Annotated in this window: 5 protein-coding genes; all 5 read right to left on the bottom strand. The window is 64.5% G+C overall.

Annotated features, from left to right (window positions below):
• Positions 1-108 precede the first annotated feature (108 nt).
• On the bottom strand, positions 109-366 hold the full coding sequence (locus AC629_RS43775) for a hypothetical protein (RefSeq protein ID WP_084810771.1): 258 nt from the start codon (positions 364-366) through the stop codon (positions 109-111).
• A gap of 298 nt (positions 367-664) precedes the next feature.
• The gene (locus tag AC629_RS43770; protein ID WP_084810770.1) at positions 665-1936 is read right to left on the bottom strand and encodes a site-specific integrase; all 1272 of its coding nucleotides are present in this window, start codon (positions 1934-1936) and stop codon (positions 665-667) included.
• 54 nt (positions 1937-1990) lie between these two features.
• Complete coding sequence (locus AC629_RS47535) at positions 1991-2164, bottom strand: hypothetical protein (RefSeq protein ID WP_168195759.1); 174 nt, start codon at positions 2162-2164, stop codon at positions 1991-1993.
• Positions 2165-2169: 5 nt separating this feature from the next.
• Positions 2170-2394, bottom strand: a complete 225-nt coding sequence (locus tag AC629_RS43760) for a hypothetical protein (RefSeq protein ID WP_084810768.1) — start codon at positions 2392-2394, stop codon at positions 2170-2172.
• A gap of 27 nt (positions 2395-2421) precedes the next feature.
• Positions 2422-2724 (bottom strand): hypothetical protein (locus tag AC629_RS47530; protein ID WP_168195758.1); only part of this gene is annotated, 303 nt, incomplete at its 5' end.

Here is a 2724-nt window from a genome sequence, read left to right as displayed (position 1 = left end):
GCGTCGCCGCCCTTAGATGGTTATCAAAGCACATACACGCGGAAGTCGCGCCGCCGTGTGCGTCCAAATCGAACGGCCTAAAAGTCGCACGGGAAAATGCTGCGATGGTTAACGCGAGAGGGCTTCGCTGGCGCGGCGCACGAGCCTTATCATCGCATCAAGGTCACGGCGCGAGATCCGATCGAGCTGCTTTGCCGTCGTGCGGTAGGTCTTGCCAACTCTCTCGATCGTGCCCAAGCGACACAGCACGCGCAGCCGGCGGATGACGGTGGGGTGCGGCATGCCGACGAAGGCGGCGATCTTCATCGCGGTCATCGGCCGGTCCTCGACGGTTCCGAGATAGACTGCGCCGCCGATCAGCAGCAAGCTCGCGCGAGATCCGAACCGGGTTTGCAGATCCGGCGCGGAGACCTTGTGAAGTTGGCGTGTGAGTTCGATCCACAGGCGCGCGAGATGATAGAGATCTGTCGATCGCGGTATCGGCAGGGTTCCGCCTCCCTGCTGCTGTCGGCCCGGCTGGTGCCGGGCGGGTGAAATTCAGCAGCAGAGCTAGCTGACCCATTATTCCCGCATCAGCGTGCGGCAAGAATAAGGACCGCGATGCGGAACATGTTCCTAGAAGAGCAGTCCGGCTTAAACAAGAGTTGATGTTGGCTCGCGGCGATCAGACCGCAAGCCCTTCCCGCTCCATCCACTCGACCAGCTTTTTGACTGCGTTGTCGGCCAGCTCGCCGTCGAGCGCGAGGTAGTGCTTAAGGATCTGGTAGATCGAGGCCAGCGAGTGGCCGGTGATCGACGCGATCTCCGGCACGGTCGAGCCGGCGCGGGCGTACCACGTGACGGCGGTGTCGCGCAGATCCGGGAACGTGAAGCCGGCAAGGCTCGGACACGGTGCGAGCTTCCAGATGGTCGGCGGCTCGGTGTTGCGCTGCTCGGCGGCGTGGATCTCGCGCGCGATGCGCGTTGCCTCCTCGTCGACGACGCCGGCGATAGCCACGGCGCGGACCTGAGCGAAGTGGTCGGTGAAGGTGCCGCCGTTGTAGGCGAGGCCCGTGCCCTCGTTGACGATAATGTTACTGAGCACCACGCGGTAGTCGGCTTGCGCACGGCGGACCTTGCCGGCCGCGAGCCGCTGCACCAGGCGCGGCGCCATCGGGATCGAGACCCGCGCACCGGTCTTGCTCTGGACGAGCTCGACGCGCGTCGACGATTGCGCACCCGGCACGAATTCCAGAATGTCCTTCTTGCGCTGACCCGTGAACAGTCCCGTCAACACGGCGTCGCCGATCGCGCTCATCGGCACGCCGTCGATCTCCACCAGATCGCTCGCCTCGACCAGCGTGCGGATCTCGATATCGGTCCCGACGCGCAGTCGCGGCTCCGGGCTTTCCAGATCGAGGTTCGTTGCCGGGTTCGCCATCGGTTGCCCGTTGCGATCGCGCGGCAACCAGTTGTGCAGCCGGCCCCAGGCCAGCATCGCCGAGATGACCGCAAGCGTGCCGTTCGCCATCGGCAGGCCGCGCTCCTTCTTGACCTTCTCGTGCAGGCCCTTCAGCACGACCGGATCAACGCTACCAACCGGCGCGTGCCAAAGCGGCTCGGCCTTGAGCGGCTTCACCCATTTGCCGTAGGTTTTTTGGGAGGAGGCGGCGAGCGACTTGTGCTTGTCGCTCTTGATGTAGGTTTCCCACAAATCCGAAACGGCCCTGCCCTTCGGCACCGGCGGCGACTTCAGCTTGCGGCCGGTCTTGCGCTGCGCGCGGATCTCGTCGCGCCGGGCGATCGCGAAGGCGTGTGCCTCGTCGAGCGAGTACCACTCGCCGGTCTCATGCTTGAGATCCTGCCCCTTGTAGCCTAGCGCGCGCTCGCGGGCGCCCGGCACGAAACGCGGCCGCCCCTGCCGCCACGCCACATAGGGCAATTCGATTTTTGCCATCGGTCCCTCAACCGTTAGCGGAAGTGAAAAGCCCGGCACGTCGGCCGGGCTGTGTCAAGTGCGCTCTCGGGACTTTTCCCGTTCCTCGTCGAGCTGCTTGCGGAGAGACGCAACACGCCGGCGCAACGTTGAGATCTCGTCTCCGGCCCAATACGTGCCCTTCTCCTTGATCTCCGCGCGGGCCGCGTCAGCCTCCGCAATCTCTTTCGCAATCAGCCAGTGTGCCATCAGCCTCACTCGCCCGGGAACTGCTCATTGAAGTAGTCGCGGCAGGCCTTGAGAAAGGCCTTGCCGTTGTCGTCCAGCTCGTCGCCGACGTCGCGGCCCATGCGCTCGACGATGCGCTCGGGCTCGCCTTCGAGCCGTTCGCCCAGCGCGTTGAACAGTTCGCCCCAGGCATCGGGCTCAATCTGATTAGCTGCTGACGTGACGTCGATCGACACAGAGATGTAGGCCATTAGGTCTCCTCTTGGTTGAACTGCCGGCTACTCCGCCGGCTGCGCATAGTGTTTGTGGAGGAAGTCGCGCCACTCCTCGTCGTTGTGCGGCTGCAGCGGCGCGGTGATGTCGTTCGCCGGGCGCTGCTGGCGCAGCGGATGGTGACGCGAGAACCAGGCTTCCATGCTGGCGCGATCGTAGGCCGGGCGGCCGGTCGAGTTCATCGGCCGCGGCATCTTGTCGATCATGTGGTACTTCTGGCGATTGAGGTAGAACCGCTCCTTGGTGATGCCCAGGCGCTCGGCGATCTCCGGCGCGAACATCGGCTTGTTGTTGATCATTGGTCCCTC

This window comes from Bradyrhizobium sp. NAS80.1 (assembly GCF_001908205.1).
Classification (GTDB): domain Bacteria; phylum Pseudomonadota; class Alphaproteobacteria; order Rhizobiales; family Xanthobacteraceae; genus Bradyrhizobium.
The sequence above is the reverse complement of the archived record's forward strand: the minus strand, read 5'-3'. Positions and strand labels throughout refer to the sequence as shown.

Excerpts from the sequence above, each read along its gene's own strand:
- AC629_RS43770 (WP_084810770.1), bottom strand. The coding sequence starts at position 1,936 with ATGGCAAAAATCGAATTGCCCTATGTGGCGTGGCGGCAGGGGCGGCCG.
- AC629_RS47535 (WP_168195759.1), bottom strand. The coding sequence starts at position 2,164 with ATGGCACACTGGCTGATTGCGAAAGAGATTGCGGAGGCTGACGCGGCC.
- AC629_RS43760 (WP_084810768.1), bottom strand. The coding sequence starts at position 2,394 with ATGGCCTACATCTCTGTGTCGATCGACGTCACGTCAGCAGCTAATCAG.